This window comes from Variovorax saccharolyticus, assembly GCF_030316765.1.
Taxonomy (GTDB): Bacteria; Pseudomonadota; Gammaproteobacteria; order Burkholderiales; family Burkholderiaceae_C; genus Variovorax; species Variovorax saccharolyticus.
Genome location: NZ_JASZYT010000001.1, coordinates 239,500 through 253,273, shown reverse-complemented (window position 1 = coordinate 253,273; position 13,774 = coordinate 239,500). Strand labels below are relative to the sequence as shown.

18 protein-coding genes are annotated in these 13,774 nt (G+C 67.9%); 12 read left to right on the top strand and 6 right to left on the bottom strand.

Going from position 1 to position 13,774, the window contains the following annotated elements; genetic code table 11:
• Positions 1–18: 18 nt before the first annotated feature.
• Positions 19–1,113: an adenosine deaminase family protein gene (locus tag QTI45_RS01305; RefSeq protein ID WP_286653312.1), complete on the top strand. Its 1,095-nt coding sequence runs from the start codon at positions 19–21 to the stop codon at positions 1,111–1,113.
• Entirely contained in the window at positions 1,110–2,105 is a 996-nt protein-coding gene (locus QTI45_RS01300; RefSeq protein WP_286653311.1) for a Bug family tripartite tricarboxylate transporter substrate binding protein, read from the top strand. Before QTI45_RS01305 ends, QTI45_RS01300 begins: the two co-directional genes overlap by 4 nt.
• A gap of 38 nt (positions 2,106–2,143) precedes the next feature.
• Here the strand turns inward: QTI45_RS01300 and QTI45_RS01295 are convergent, their stop codons facing one another.
• Positions 2,144–2,584, bottom strand: coding sequence for a CBS domain-containing protein (locus QTI45_RS01295; RefSeq protein WP_286653310.1), 441 nt, complete (start codon positions 2,582–2,584; stop codon positions 2,144–2,146).
• 135 nt (positions 2,585–2,719) lie between these two features.
• On the opposite strand from QTI45_RS01295, the gene QTI45_RS01290 reads away from it, so the two are divergent.
• Together QTI45_RS01290 and QTI45_RS01285 are read left to right on the top strand one after the other, a co-directional pair.
• On the top strand, positions 2,720–4,030 hold the full coding sequence (locus QTI45_RS01290; RefSeq protein ID WP_286653309.1) for an O-acetylhomoserine aminocarboxypropyltransferase: 1,311 nt from the start codon (positions 2,720–2,722) through the stop codon (positions 4,028–4,030).
• Positions 4,030–4,824 (top strand): alpha/beta fold hydrolase, encoded by a 795-nt coding sequence (locus QTI45_RS01285; RefSeq protein WP_286653308.1) that lies wholly within the window; start codon positions 4,030–4,032, stop codon positions 4,822–4,824. The genes QTI45_RS01290 and QTI45_RS01285 overlap by 1 nt, the downstream gene beginning before the upstream one ends.
• 8 nt (positions 4,825–4,832) lie before the next feature.
• Here the strand turns inward: QTI45_RS01285 and QTI45_RS01280 are convergent, their stop codons facing one another.
• Genes QTI45_RS01280 through QTI45_RS01265 form a run of 4 tightly spaced genes read right to left on the bottom strand, consistent with a single transcriptional unit; the run spans position 4,833 to position 8,061 of the window.
• Positions 4,833–5,756: a DNA-processing protein DprA gene (locus tag QTI45_RS01280; RefSeq protein WP_286653307.1), complete on the bottom strand. Its 924-nt coding sequence runs from the start codon at positions 5,754–5,756 to the stop codon at positions 4,833–4,835.
• Between the two features lie 16 nt (positions 5,757–5,772).
• Positions 5,773–6,435: an NAD-dependent epimerase/dehydratase family protein gene (locus QTI45_RS01275; protein WP_286653306.1), complete on the bottom strand. Its 663-nt coding sequence runs from the start codon at positions 6,433–6,435 to the stop codon at positions 5,773–5,775.
• Entirely contained in the window at positions 6,432–6,803 is a 372-nt protein-coding gene (locus tag QTI45_RS01270) for a thioredoxin family protein (RefSeq protein ID WP_286653305.1), read from the bottom strand. The genes QTI45_RS01275 and QTI45_RS01270 overlap by 4 nt, the downstream gene beginning before the upstream one ends.
• Positions 6,804–6,846: 43 nt before the next feature.
• Entirely contained in the window at positions 6,847–8,061 is a 1,215-nt protein-coding gene (locus tag QTI45_RS01265) for a YihY family inner membrane protein (RefSeq protein WP_286653304.1), read from the bottom strand.
• A 51-nt stretch (positions 8,062–8,112) separates the two neighbouring features.
• Between QTI45_RS01265 and QTI45_RS01260 the strand changes: the two genes are divergently transcribed.
• From QTI45_RS01260 to QTI45_RS01235, 6 genes are read left to right on the top strand one after another with little or no spacing between them, the layout of a single operon-like run.
• A complete protein-coding gene (locus QTI45_RS01260; protein ID WP_286653303.1) occupies positions 8,113–8,517 on the top strand; it encodes a DUF2069 domain-containing protein in 405 nt (134 codons plus the stop codon).
• Positions 8,514–9,935, top strand: coding sequence for an FAD-binding oxidoreductase (locus tag QTI45_RS01255; protein WP_286653302.1), 1,422 nt, complete (start codon positions 8,514–8,516; stop codon positions 9,933–9,935). Before QTI45_RS01260 ends, QTI45_RS01255 begins: the two co-directional genes overlap by 4 nt.
• A gap of 50 nt (positions 9,936–9,985) precedes the next feature.
• Entirely contained in the window at positions 9,986–10,228 is a 243-nt protein-coding gene (locus tag QTI45_RS01250) for a type II toxin-antitoxin system CcdA family antitoxin (RefSeq protein ID WP_286371290.1), read from the top strand.
• 4 nt (positions 10,229–10,232) lie between these two features.
• On the top strand, positions 10,233–10,547 hold the full coding sequence (locus QTI45_RS01245; protein WP_286653301.1) for a CcdB family protein: 315 nt from the start codon (positions 10,233–10,235) through the stop codon (positions 10,545–10,547).
• A 1-nt stretch (position 10,548) separates the two neighbouring features.
• Positions 10,549–11,382 (top strand): thymidylate synthase, encoded by an 834-nt coding sequence (locus QTI45_RS01240; protein ID WP_286371288.1) that lies wholly within the window; start codon positions 10,549–10,551, stop codon positions 11,380–11,382.
• A 4-nt stretch (positions 11,383–11,386) separates the two neighbouring features.
• Positions 11,387–11,878 carry a dihydrofolate reductase gene (locus QTI45_RS01235; RefSeq protein WP_286653300.1) on the top strand — a complete coding sequence of 164 codons (492 nt, stop codon included), beginning with the start codon at positions 11,387–11,389 and terminating at the stop codon, positions 11,876–11,878.
• A gap of 7 nt (positions 11,879–11,885) precedes the next feature.
• Here the strand turns inward: QTI45_RS01235 and QTI45_RS01230 are convergent, their stop codons facing one another.
• Positions 11,886–12,362 carry a YqhA family protein gene (locus QTI45_RS01230; RefSeq protein WP_286371286.1) on the bottom strand — a complete coding sequence of 159 codons (477 nt, stop codon included), beginning with the start codon at positions 12,360–12,362 and terminating at the stop codon, positions 11,886–11,888.
• A gap of 131 nt (positions 12,363–12,493) precedes the next feature.
• Between QTI45_RS01230 and xth the strand changes: the two genes are divergently transcribed.
• The gene (xth, locus tag QTI45_RS01225) at positions 12,494–13,273 is read left to right on the top strand and encodes an exodeoxyribonuclease III (RefSeq protein ID WP_286371285.1); all 780 of its coding nucleotides are present in this window, start codon (positions 12,494–12,496) and stop codon (positions 13,271–13,273) included.
• Complete coding sequence (locus QTI45_RS01220) at positions 13,270–13,770, top strand: hypothetical protein (protein ID WP_286371284.1); 501 nt, start codon at positions 13,270–13,272, stop codon at positions 13,768–13,770. The genes xth and QTI45_RS01220 overlap by 4 nt, the downstream gene beginning before the upstream one ends.
• Positions 13,771–13,774 lie beyond the last annotated feature (4 nt).

Sequence of the window (13,774 nt, the reverse complement as noted above, 5' to 3'; positions counted from 1 at the left end):
ACTCCCTAGACTGCCGGCATGCGCACTGCCGACATCCCCGTCCCGGGCTCCCTCGAAGCCTTTCTGCGGGCGATCCCGAAGGTCGAGCTGCACTGCCACCTGTTCGGCACGGTCCGGCACGGCACCTTCGCCGATCTCAACCGGCGCGCCGGTTCGCCGCTGGCCAACGACGAGATCGAGAGCTTCTACACCCGTGGCGAGAAGCCGGTCGGCGTGCTGCGGGTGCTGCGCGCGCTCGACGCCCAGCTGGTCCGCAGCGCCGACGACCTGCACCGGCTCGCCTTCGAATACCTGCAGGACGCGGCCTCGCACCAGGTGCGCTACAGCGAGTTCTTCTGGAACCCCACCGGCACCGTGCATGCCTCCGGCATCGGCTACCGCCAGGCGCAGGATGCGATCGTCAACGCGATCCACGATGCGCAGCGGGAGTTCGGCATCGTCGGCCGGCTGATCGCGGCCATCGACCGCGAAGCCAGCCCCGAGGCGGCTGTCGAGATGGTGCAGTGGGTGACCCGGCACCGGTGCGACGAAGTGATCGGCATCGGCATCGACTACCGCGAGAACGACCGGCCGCCCGAGCTCTTTGCCGAGGCCTATCGCGACGCCCGGCGCGCCGGCCTCAAGACCACCGCGCACGCCGGCGAGTTCGGCATGCCCTGGACCAACGTGCGCACCGCACTCGAACTGCTGCAGGTCGACCGCATCGACCACGGCTACACGGTGGTCGACCGGCCGGAATTCGCGCGCGAATGCGCCGAACGCGGCGTGATCTTCACGGTCGTGCCGACCAACTCCTACTACCTGCGCACCCTCCCGCCGGAGCGCTGGGCGCTCGACCATCCGATCCGCCGCATGCCGGGCCTGGGCCTGCGGATCCACCCGAACACCGACGATCCGACCCTGCACCAGGTCACGCCCACCGGGGCCTGGCTGATGATGGTTCGCGACTTCGGCTTCGGCCTCGACGACCTGCGCGGCTTCATGCGCAACGGCCTGGACGGCGCCTGGATCGACGACGCCCAGCGCCGCCAGTGGCAGGCCGCCTGGAACGCCGAATTCGACCAGCTCCGTGCCGCTCTCTCCCAAGACCCTTCATCGCCGCCGACCCCATGAAAGACCCCATCGCCAAGCCCCTGCTCCTCGCCGCCCTGCTGCTGGCCGCGCTGCCCGGCGCCGCCCAGGCCCAGGCCCAGTCGCCGTCCTGGCCCGGCGCCAAGCCGATCACGCTGATCGTCCCGTATTCGGCCGGCGGCAGCGTGGATTTCAACGCCCGCCTGGTCGCCACCCGGCTCGGCGAACGCCTCAAGCAGTCGGTCGTGATCGAGAACGTGACCGGCGCTGGAGGCGCCATCGGCGTCGGAAAGGCGGTCAACGCGGCGCCCGACGGCTACACCCTGGTGGCCGGCCCCGACAGCGCGATCGCGATCGGGCGGCTGATCAACCCCGCCGCCTTCAAGTTCGATCCGCTGAAGGACCTGGCGCCGGTCGGCATGCTGAACACCGCCCCGCTGGTGCTGGTCGCGCGCCCGGGGCTGCCGGTCAAGGATTTCGCCGACTTCGTGAAACTCGCGAAGGCCTCGCCCGGCAAGTACAACTACGCCACCTCGGGCGTCGGCACCGTGCTGCAGCTGGCGATGGAACTGCTGAAGGAGCGCACCGGCATCTTCGTCACCCACGTGCCCTATCGCGGCGGCGCCCAGATCGCGACCGACGTGATCGGCAACCAGGTCGACCTCGCGATGCTGGTCAGCACCAGTGCGATCCCGCATGTGAGCGGCAACCGGCTGAAGCCGCTCGGCGTCACCAGCGCCCGGCGCCTCGACGCGCTGCCGCAGGTCCCTGCCTTCGGCGAGATGGCGGGGCTGAAGGGCTTCGAGATGGTGAGCTGGACCGGCATCTTCGCGCCCGCCAACACCCCGGCGCCGATCGTGAGCCGCCTGAACCAGGAACTCAACGCCGTCCTCAACGACCCTGAGGTGCGTGCCAAGCTGCAGGAGCAAGGCGCGGTCCCCGGCAGCGGCTCGCCCGAGCAACTGGGCCAGTTCGTGAAAGCCGAATACGCCCGCAACCAGAAGATCGTGCAGGCCGCGAACATCAAGGAGTAGGTTCCGACCCGGCCGGCGCAGCCAGGCCGTGTTGCGAGCTATTGCTCTTCGGGCCAGTCGCGGATGTAGGCCTTGAGCATCTTGTTCTCGAAATTCTGGCTGTCGACCACCGCCTTGGCGACGTCGTAGAAGCTGATCACACCCATCAGCATGCGCTTGTCCATCACGGGCATGTAGCGCGCGTGGCGCTCCAGCATGATGCGGCGGATCTCGTCGAGATCGGTTTCGAGGGTGCAGGTGACCGGATGGTCGTCCATCGCCTTGCGCACCAGAGTGCCGCCGATCTGTCCGCCGTTGGCGACGATGGCGACGATCACTTCACGGAAGGTCAGCATGCCGACCAGGTCGCCGTGCTCCATGACCACCAGCGAGCCGATGTCCTTCTCGGCCATGACGTTGACCGCGTTGGCCAGGGGTTCGTCGGGCGTGACCGTGAAAAGCGTGTTGCCCTTCACGCGCAGGATGTCGCTGACTTTCATGTAACTTGCTCCTCTCTTGCTGGCGGCGTGCCGATTTGAATATAGCCCACAATGGCCGCCCGTCCACGACCCGCGACCGCCGCGCCATCCGCAGCGGTAACCGGGCATTGCAGAAACGAATCTCGAAAGGCGCTCATGTCCGGCTACTCAGACCCCGGCTTCGACACGCTGGCATTGCATGCCGGCGCCGCACCCGACCCCGCCACCGGCGCGCGGGCGGTGCCGATCCACCTCACGACCTCCTTCGTCTTCGAGTCCAGCGACCACGCCGCGGCGCTGTTCAACCTCGAGCGCGCGGGCCACGTCTACTCGCGCATCAGCAACCCGACCAACGCGGTGCTCGAGCAGCGCGTGGCCGCGCTCGAAGGCGGCATCGGCGCGATCGCGACCGCCAGCGGCCAGGCGGCGCTGCACCTGTCGATCGCCACCCTCATGGGCGCCGGCTCGCACATCGTCGCCAGCACCGCGCTCTACGGCGGTTCGCAGAACCTGCTGCACTACACGATGCGCCGCTTCGGCATCTCGACCACCTTCGTCAAGCCCGGCGACCTCGATGGCTGGCGCGCCGCGATCCGGCCCGAGACCAAGCTGCTGTTCGGCGAGACCGTGGGCAACCCGGGCCTCGACGTGCTGGACATCCCCGCGGTCAGCGAGATCGCGCACGCGGCCAAGGTGCCGCTGCTGGTCGACTCCACCTTGACCTCGCCCTACCTGATCAAGCCCTTCGACTGGGGCGCCGATCTGGTCTACCACTCGGCCACCAAGTTCCTCTCCGGCCACGGCACCGTGATCGGCGGCGTGGTGGTCGACGGCGGCAGCTTCGACTGGGAACGCTCGGGCAAGTTCGCCGAGCTGACCGAGGCGTACGACGGCTTCCACAACATGGTGTTCAGCGAAGAGAGCACGGTCGGCGCCTTCCTGCTGCGGGCGCGCCGCGAAGGGCTGCGCGACTTCGGCGCCTCGATGAGCCCGCACACGGCCTGGCTGATCCTGCAGGGCATCGAGACGCTGCCGCTGCGCATGGAGCGCCACATCGACAACACGCAGAAGGTGGTCGAGTTCCTGGCGGCGCATCCCTTCGTGTCGCGTGTCGGGCATCCGCTGCTCGAATCGCATCCCAGCCATGCGCTGGCCAGCAAGCTGCTGCGCCATGGCGCCAAGGGCGCGGGCGCGGTGTTCAGCTTCGACCTCAAGGGCAACCGCGAGCAAGGCAAGAAATTCATCGAGGCGCTCAAGCTCTTCAGCCATCTCGCGAACGTCGGCGACTGCCGCAGCCTGGTGATCCATCCGGCCAGCACCACGCACTTCCGCATGACCGACGAGGCCCTGGCCGGCGCCGGCATCTCGCAAGGCACGATCCGCCTGTCGATCGGGCTCGAGGATCCGGCCGACCTGATCGACGACCTCAAGCGCGCGCTGAAGGCGGCGGAAAAGGCAGGTGCGTGATGGAGCTGATCGTCAACGGCCACCCCACCTACTGCTACACCGGCGGCAAGCCGCTCGACGCCGCCAAGCCGACCGTGGTCTTCATCCACGGCGTGCTCAACGACCACAGCGTCTGGATCCTGCAGAGCCGATGGTTCGCCAACCACGGCTGGAACGTGCTGGCGGTCGACCTGCCGGGGCATTGCAGGAGCGAAGGCGCACCGCCCGCCACGGTCGAGGAGGCGGCTGCGTTCGTCGTTGCCCTGCTCGATGCCGCAGGCGTGGCCAAGGCCGCGCTGGTCGGCCACAGCTTCGGCTCGCTGATCGCGCTGGAGACCGCGGCGAGTGCGCCCGATCGGGTCACGCGCCTGGCGCTGGTCGGCACCGCCTATCCGATGACCGTGTCGCCAGCATTGCTCGATGGCGCTCTGAACGACCCGCAGCGCACCATCGCGATGGTCACCACCTTCTCGCATTCGATGCTGGCACCGCCGCTCGGTCCGGGCAGCTGGCTGTATGGCAGTTCGCGCGCGCTGATGCGGCGCGTGCTGGCGAGCAACCGCGACGCCAACGTGTTCCACATCGGCTTCAAGGCGTGCAACGACTACGCCAACGGCGAACAGGCGTTGGCCAAGGTGCAGTGCCCGGCGCTGTTCCTGCTCGGCGAGGCGGACCAGATGACGCCGCCGCGGGCTGCCCGCACGCTGGCGCAGAAGTCGCCCGGCGCCAAGGTCGTCACGGTCAAGGCCGGCCACGCGCTGATGGGCGAGGCGCCCGACGAAGTGCTGTTCGCGCTGCGCGACTTCCTGGCCTGAGCCGCCCCCTATGGCACGGCGCGCAGTTGAGCTGCTCGCCTTGCGACGGCTTCCAGCATTGCCGGGTAGTCCGCGCGCGAAAAAATCGGCGTCGCGCCATGCCGATCGACAAGCATCTTCGGCAGTGCGCTCGCCGTGCTGACCTTGGAGCCAGCTTCGGGAAGTATGGCGAACACCGTCTGCGCGTCGCGATGGCAAAACTCCGCATGGACGGCCGAGGCGCTCTTCTCGGTGCCCTCCACGAAGATGGAGGCGCAGGTCAGGCCCACCTGTATGCGGTGGCACGCGACGAGGCTGTCCGAAGTGGCCGCCACGCCCACCGGATGCTCTGAAACCCATGCCCCGCCATCTTCCAGAATGCGATCCGCCAGCGGCCGAAGCTTGGCCGGGCCGGCCCGCTCGAGCCCATGTGCAAGCACCGCGATCGGCAAGCTCTTGCCTTTCAGCGCGCCGGCGTGCGCTGCGGCATTGATTCCGATGGCCAGCTCGTTCACGATCGGCCAGCCCTCGTCGGACAGGTACTGGGAAATCCGCTCCGCGATCATCAGGCCATGCGGCGTTGCCCTGCGTGTGCCGGCCACGGCCACACCCGGAAGCTTGTCCAGCACCGCCATGTCGCCGCGCACGAACAACACGGGTGGCGCATCGGCGATCCGCCGCAAGCCGACGGGGTATCGATCGGACGACATCGGCACCGGTGCAATGCCGAGCGCCAGGCCCCTCTCGATGTCGCGCTGTGCGTCTCCCACCGACTTGTTCACGGACGGCCTGGAAACACCGACGCGCTCGAGCACCTCGTTGATGGAAAGGGATCCGGCCCCCTCGTCCGCCCGCAGTTCGTCAAGAAGCTGGCGAAGCGCAGCACCTGCCAAGCGGCCAGATCGCTGCAATGCCAGTGCCGCCACACCGATGGCGATCTCGTTGTGACTCATCCTCCGGCGCCCGGCCTCAACGCAATGCGTTGATGTCCGCCATCTCGACCAGCGGATTCGGCGCGCCGCGCTTGGCGACCACCAGCATGGCGCGCCCGACCTGCTCGCTGGTCGTGACCGCATCGGGTCGCCATCGGCGCACCAGCCCGAAGACCGGGTTGGCGACCACGTAGGCCCATCGGTATAGCGCGGTCTTCGAGCGCACGCCGTGCATCGGCTGGATCATGCCCGGGCGGAACATGTAGGCGGCCTTGAACGGCAGCCGCATCAGCGCGTTCTCGGTCGCGCCCTTGACGCGAGCCCACATGCTGGACCCACGCTCGGTGCTGTCGGTGCCGGCGCCCGTCACGTAGACGAAGGTCATCTGGGGATTGAGCCGGGCCAGGGTGCGCGCCGCCCCGAGCGTCAGGTCGTAGGTCACCCGCCTGTAGTCGTCTTCGCTCATCCCGACCGAGGAGACGCCGAGGCAGAAGAAGCAGGCGTCGAAGCCGGACACCTGGGCTTCCACCGATGCCAGCTGGCCCGGGTCGGCCACCACCAGGTCGCGCAGCTTCGGGTGCGTCTCGCCGCTCGGGCGTCGGCCGACGCACACGACTTCGCTCACCTCGCGGTCCAGCAGGCATTCGCGCAGCACGCCCTGCCCGACCATCCCGGTGGCGCCGAAGAGAAGGATCTTCATCGGACCGAGAAGGTCAAGGGCTCGCGCTGCAGCGCCCCGAGCAGGGTCGCCACCTCGGGAACCAGGGCCTGGGCCGGCTGCAGCGCGTCGAGCAGGCGCGCGAGCGTCTCGGCATGCGGCAGCAGAGGCCCCAGGAAGCGGGTGCCGGCATCGTCGGCGATCAGGATCGTGGGAAAGGTCTCGACGTCGAAGTCGTCCGCGATGTCCGCGTGGTCCTCGATGTCGACCCAGGCGAAGCGGAAATCCGGATGCTCGCGCGCCACCTGCTCGAACAGGGGCCGGTACTCGCGGCAGGCGCCGCACCATTCGGCGCACAGGCAGACGACCCAGAGGCGGTCGTCGGGGACGGTGGTTGCGAAGTCGGTCAAGGCGATGGCGAAAGAGAAAGGGGCAGGGAGGTTTCCGGCGCCATTATCGAGTCGCCAGCAGATCCTGCAGCCGCAGGTCCTCCAATGGACCCCGGCTCCACAGGTTGCGCAGCGGCGGCGCCTGCGGCATGAGCAGTTCGCGCAGCAGCGGCTCGAGCGGCGTCGCAGGGTCGGCCAGCAGCACGAATCGCGGGTCGTCGTTGCGCCGCTCCTCCGCCAGCGGCGCGATCCAGTCGAGTGCCACCAGGGTCTCGAGCACCGGCACGAGCTGCAGCGCGTCGACCTTCATCCGGCTGACCAGCTCGCCCGCGCCCAGGCCACTGGCCGGCGTGGACCGGGCGGCATGCAGCAACTGCAGCACCTCGGCCGCCAGCTGCATCGACCAGCCGGCGGCGCCGCCGCGGCGGGCCACGCCTGCCAGCAGGCTCGGCAGGTAGGCCGCGATCACCGCGCCGAGCAGCACCAGCACCCAGGCCACGTAGATCCAGACCAGCAGGATCGGCACCGTCGCGAAGGCCCCGTAGAGCACCGAATAGGTCGGCACCAGACTCAGGTAGTAGGCCAGCACGCGCTTGGCGACCTCGATCGCGGCGGCGACGAAGACGCCGCCGGCCCAGGCATGCGTCCACTTGACGTGGGTGTTCGGCACGAAGCGGTAGAGCGCCGCCACGCCGCCGGCCAGCAACACGAATTCGAAGCTGTCGAACAGCAGCTTGACGACGGCGCCGCCCACGAACTCGCGCGAGGCCGAGAAGAACGACGCCGTGGTGCTGAGGCTCAGCGCCAGCACCAGCGGCCCCAGCGTGATCGTGCCCCAGTAGATCAGCACCCGCTGCGCCAGCGGCCTCGGCTTGCGCACCCGCCAGATGTTGTTGAGCGCCTTGTCCATCGTGAGGATCAGCGCCACCGCCGTGATCAGCAGCACCACCAGGCCCGCCACGCCGAGGCCGCTGGCCTTGCTGGCGAACTGGTTCACGTAGCCCAGCACCTGGCGCGCGATGTTGTCCGGGATCAGGCTGTCGATCAGCCAGCGCTGGACCCGGCCCTGCATCGTGCTGAACATCGGGAACACCGTGAACAGCGCCGCCGCCACGGTGAAGAAGGGCACCATCGCGATGGTGGTGGTGAAGGTCAGGCTGCTGGCGGTGAGTCCCAGCCGGTCCTCGCGAAAACGCTCGCCCAGCACGGCGGCGGTGTTGCCCCATGGAAAGTGCGAAAGATCCCTCCACAGTTGCCGGCGATTCATGGCCGTTATCATGCCACCGGGTCTTTCGCCGCTCCGGCGCAGCCCGCCCGAATTGCCCCCGCCGTGACCGTCTCCACCCTCCCCACCGCCTCCGTTTCCGCCACCCGATGGCTTGCCGTCGGCAGCCTCGTCGGGCTGATCGTGCTCGGCCTGGCCTGGGAGCTCTGGCTGGCGCCGCTGCGCCCGGGCGGTTCATGGCTGGCGCTCAAGGTGCTGCCGCTGGTGGTGCCGCTGGCCGGCCTGCTGAAGAACCGCATGTACACCTACCGCTGGGTCAGCCTGATGGTCTGGCTCTATTTCACCGAAGGCGTGGTGCGCGCCTGGAGCGACACCAACGGCGTCGGCCAGGTGCTGGCGCTGATCCAGGTGCTCTTGTGCCTGGCGCTTTTCACGGCCTGTGCGTGGCATGTGCGGCTGCGGCTGCGCAACGCCGCCGAGGCTCGCAAACTCGAAGGGGCGACGCCATGAGCGTTTTGTTGGACAGGCTGCGCGCGATCGTCGGCGCGGCGAACGTGCTCACCGAAGGCGATCTGAGCGCCTGGGAGCAGGACTGGCGCAAACGCTCGCGCGGCAAGGCGCTGGCCGTGGTGCGGCCCGGCGACACGCAGCAGGTGGCGGCGGTGGTCCAGGCCTGCGCCGCGGCCGGCACCTCCCTCGTGCCGCAAGGCGGCAACACCGGCCTGGCGGTCGGCTCCATTCCCGACGAGAGCGGCAGCCAGGTGCTGCTGAGCCTGCAGCGGCTGAACAGGATCCGCAGCATCGACGCCGCCAACCTCACGATGACAGTCGAGGCCGGCTGCGTGCTGCAGACGCTGCAGGAGACGGCGCGCAACGCCGGCTTCCTGTTTCCGCTGAGCCTGGCGGCGGAGGGCAGCTGCACCATCGGCGGCAACCTGGCGACCAATGCGGGCGGCACGCAGGTCGTGCGCTACGGCAACACGCGCGACCTCTGCCTGGGGCTGGAGGTCGTGACGCCGCAGGGTACGGTCTGGGAAGGCACCAGCGGCCTGCGCAAGGACAACACCGGCTACGACCTGCGCGATCTCATGATCGGCAGCGAGGGCACGCTGGGCGTCATCACGGCCGCGACCATGAAGCTCTACCCGCTGCCGGCGGCGCAGCTCACGGCCTGGGCGGCGGTGCCGTCGCTGGAGCACGCGGTCACGCTGCTGGGCCTAGCGCACCGGCGCCTCGGCCCGGGCCTGACCGGCTTCGAGGTCATGGGCAAGTTTGCGCTGAGCCTGGTCGCCAAGCACTTTCCTGCCCTGCGCGTGCCCTTCGCCGATGACGATGCCGTGCCCTACTGCGTGCTGCTCGAGAACTCCGACAGCGAATCCGAGGACCATGCCCGCGCGCGCTTCGAAGCGCTGCTGGAAACCGCCTTCGAAGACGGCTGCGTGACCGACGCGGTGGTCGCGGAGAACCTCACGCAGGCGCACCAGCTGTGGCACGTGCGCGAGAGCATCCCGCTGGCGCAGGCCGAGGAAGGCCTCAACATCAAGCACGACATCTCGATCGCGGTGTCGCGCATCCCGGCCTTCGTGGCCGAGACCGACGCGCTGCTGGCGCGCGAGATCCCGGGCGTGCGGCTGGTGAACTTCGGCCACCTCGGCGACGGCAACCTGCACTACAACGTGCAGGCGCCGGACGGCGGCGACAACAAGGCCTTCCTGCGCGACCACGAGGACCGGATCAACACGCTGGTCTACGACGCCGTGGAGAAATTCGAGGGCTCGTTCTCGGCCGAGCACGGCGTCGGCTCGCTCAAGGTCGACAAGCTCGAGAAGCACAAGTCGCCGGTCGCGCTCGAGATGATGCGCGCCATCAAGCGCGGGCTGGACCCGCAGAACATCCTGAATCCGGGCCGGGTGCTTCGTTCAGCCTGAAGTTCGGATGCGCGTAAACTATGCGCATTCTTCGTGCACAAGGAATTCCCATGCTTCGATTCGATCCTCACGCACCCAAGAAGCCGACCAACCTGTCGCTCAACAGCAAGGTGCTTGAAATGGCGCGCGAGCTCGGCATGAACGTCTCGCAGACGGTCGACGGCCTGCTGGCCGAGGAAGTGAAGCGCCGCTACTGGGAAAAGTGGAACGAGGACAACAAGGAAGGCATCGCTGCCTACAACGCGCGCATCGCCGAGGAAGGCCTGCCGCTCGCCAAATACCGGACCTTCTGAGCCCATGGCCCGCTACGAGGTCTACCGGCATCCCGATGCCGAGCTGCGCAACAGAACGCCCTATCTGCTCGACCTGCAGAACAACTACATCAGCGCGGTCGACACCCGGGTCGTGGTGCCGCTGCGCCCCGCCAGGACCTTCGGGCGCCCGATGCGCGACCTGAATCCGGCGTTCGTCATCGACGGGCTGGAAGTGATCCTCGACACCGCCGCGCTGGCCGCCTTTCCGGCCGCGGAGCTGCGCACGCCGATCACCAGCCTGCAGCCCCAGAGCGGCCTCATCGCCGACGCCCTCGACACCCTCTTCGGTTCGTACTGACATGACCCCCCGCCCCATCCGCTCCCAATACGAAGACTTCATGCGCCACGTCGACACGGCCGGCGTGCACAAGAGCGACCGCACGGGCACCGGCACCAAGAGCGTGTTCGGCCACCAGATGCGCTTCGACCTCAACGAGGGCTTCCCGCTGGTCACCACGAAGAAGGTGCACCTGAAGTCCATCATCCAGGAACTGCTGTGGTTCCTGACCGGCTCCAGCAACAACAACTGGCTCAAGGAGCGCGGCGTCACGATCTGGGACGAGTGGGCGCGCGAGGACGGCGACCTGGGCCCGGTCTACGGCGTGCAGTGGCGCAGCTGGCCGACGCCCGACGGCGGCCACATCGACCAGATCCAGCAGGTGATCGACACGCTCAGGAGCAATCCCGACTCGCGCCGCATCATCGTCAGCGCCTGGAACGTGGCCGAGCTGTCGAAGATGGCGCTGATGCCCTGCCACGCCTTCTTCCAGTTCTACGTGGCGCCGCCGCAGGCACCCGGCGAGCGCGGCAAGCTCAGCTGCCAGCTCTACCAGCGCAGCGCCGACATCTTCCTCGGCGTGCCCTTCAACATCGCCAGCTACGCGCTGCTCACGCACATGATCGCGCAGCAGTGCGAGCTGGATGTCGGCGACTTCATCTGGACCGGTGGCGACTGCCATATCTACAGCAACCATGCCGAGCAGGTGGCGCTGCAGTTGAGCCGCGAACCGCGGCCCTACCCGACCCTGGTCATCAAGCGCAAGCCGGCCTCGATCTTCGACTACCAGTACGAAGACTTCGAGATCGAAGGCTACGACCCGCACCCCGCGATCAAGGCACCCGTGGCGGTCTGAAGCGATGCGCATCAACCTCATCCTCGCGCGCGCCGCCAACGGCGTGATCGGCCTCGACGGCGTGATGCCCTGGCACCTGCCCGAGGACATGGCGCACTTCAAGCAGCAGACCATGGGCGCGCCGGTGATCATGGGCCGCAAGACCTGGGACTCGATCCCGCCGCGCTTCCGTCCCCTGCCCGGCCGCCGCAACATCGTGGTCACCCGCAACGACGGCTGGCAGGCCGAGGGCGCCGAGCGTGCGGGCAGCCTCGAAGAGGCCATCGCCCTCTGCCAGCAGGCCGCAGCGGCCGAGGCCTGGGTCATCGGTGGCGCACAGATCTACGCCGAGGCCGAGCCGCTGGCGCAGCGGGTGCTGCTGACCGAGATCGAGAAGAACTACGACGGCGACGCCTGGGCGCCCGAATTCGGCGCCGGCTGGCGTCGGACCGCGCGCGCGTCGCAGGTGGCGGCCAACGGGATTCCCTTCAGCTTCGTCACGCTCGAACGAGGCTGAAGCGCGGCTAGCGCCGGCGCGCGTTGTTCTTCATCAGGAAGAAGGTCAGCGCCGCCACCACCAGCGCCAGTCCGGCACCGAACGCGGCGATATCGCTGCTGCCCTCCCAGGCGACGACCTCGCGCAGGAACAGCACGGCCAGAACCGCGATGACGACGCTGACCAGGTTGCCTTTGAGGTCCTCGAGGTTGTGGACCTCCAGCCACTTGGGCAGCGGGAGCTTGTCGTCGATGAACAGCGAATAGAGCCCGATGCTGATGATGTAGACCGCGATGCCGATCAGGAACACATCGACGGCCTCGACGATGCCGACCGCGAATATCTTGACCGACTTGGCCGAGACCGAGCCATCGCGGATCGTGTCGATGAAACTCGAGCACAGCGCGATCGCTTCGTAGAGGATCAATGCCACGGAGCCCAGGAACGTCCCGATCACGGGAATAATCATGATGTAGCGGCTCGAAGCCAGGACTCGTCGCATCATCAGGAAGCCCTCCTATGGTTGGAATTCTGGGTCTGGCAGACGCCGCTGCCGCAAGACTTGCGGCGCATCGTACGGTACGACAGACTCGGCGCACCAGTTTTCCTCACCAGGCCATCCGCTTGCCCCCAACAATGAAAATCGCCACCTGGAACGTCAATTCCCTCACCGCCCGTCTGCAGCATGTGCTCGACTGGCTGATCGCCAATCCGGTCGACGTCCTGTGCCTACAGGAACTCAAGATGAGCGACGACAAGTTCCCGCTTGAAGTGCTCAAATCGGCCGGCTACGATGCGGCCGTGTTCGGCCAGAAAACCTACAACGGAGTCGCGATCCTGAGCCTTGCGCCGGTGCGCGACGTCCTGAAGAACATCGGCGGCTTCGCCGACGAGCACTCGCGTGTCATCAGTGCCACCATCGACACGCCGGCCGGCGAACTGCGCATCGTCAACGGCTACTTCGTCAACGGCCAGGCGCCCGACAGCGAGAAGTTCGTCTACAAGATGAAGTGGCTCGACGGCCTCCACAGCTGGCTGAAGCAGGAACTCGCCGCCCATCCGGACCTGGTCCTGCTCGGCGATTTCAACGTCGCCCCCGAAGACCGCGACAGCTACGACCCCGCAGGCCTCGCCGAGACCATCCACCACACGACCCAGGAGCGGGAGCACTTCAAGGCCCTGCTCCAGCTCGGGCTGACCGACAGCTTCCGCCTGTTCGACCAGCCGCCCAAGAGCTACTCCTGGTGGGACTACCGCATGCTCGGCTACCAGAAGAACCGCGGCCTGCGCATCGACCACATCCTGGTCAGCCAGCCGCTGGTGCCGCGCGTCAAGGGCTGCGTGATCGACCGCGTGCCGCGCAAGTGGGAAAAGCCCAGCGACCACGCGCCCGTGATCCTCGAGCTCGAACCATGAGAAGCGCAGCACTCCTGGCCGGACTGGCGGCGGCCCTCGCGATCGGCGGCTGCAGCGTGCTGAAGCCGGACGCGAAGCCGGACGCCCCCGCCGCCACGCAAGGCGCGGACGCCGGGTCGGCGGCCCAGGCGACTCCGGAGCGGCAGATCACCGCCCAGACGCCCGCGGTCCGCGCCTACCGCAAGGTGGGCGCAGGGGCCATCTACAAGAAGTATCCGCAGCGGATCTACAAGGGCAAGATCCCGCCGCTGGTGTATGCCGTGGTCGTGACCGAGACCGATGTCGATGCCACCGGCCGGGTCGTCGCGGTGCACTTCAGCCGCACGCCCAGCCATGCGCCCGAGGTCAGCGGAATGATCGAGGAACTCATCAAGGGTGCATCGCCGCTGCCGAGCCCGGGCAAGATCGGCGCCCACACCTATGTCGACACCTGGCTGTGGGACCGCAGCGGCCAGTTCCAGCTCGACACGCTGACCCTGGGCCAGCGCAACCGCTGACCCA